Raw genomic sequence first — 234 nt, 5'->3', positions numbered from 1 at the left:
GCATGCCGGCGCCGAAGGCGATGAGCCCGGCGGCCAGGGGGTTGCCCTGGGCCTGGGCTTTGACCTGGTCCGGTGCGTGGGAGATCGCGGTCCCGGCATCGGAGAGCCTGGCGGCGACGTTGTCCTTGGCGCCGTGGAGGGTGTCGCCGGTGGAGTGCAGGGCGTCTCCGGTGTGGCTGGTGCCGGAGGAGACTGTGTCCTGCATGCGGGTGGTGGCGGTGTCTGCTGCTCCCA

The 234-nt window shown here is 71.8% G+C and carries 1 pseudogene; it reads right to left on the bottom strand.

The features are described from left to right. Positions 1–234 (bottom strand): annotated as a pseudogene (locus tag AC5RUU_RS19695) (DUF3618 domain-containing protein); the annotation flags it as partial.

The sequence above is a fragment of the Arthrobacter sp. K4-10C genome, from assembly GCF_059090085.1.
This window is presented reverse-complemented; position numbering and strand designations above follow the sequence as displayed.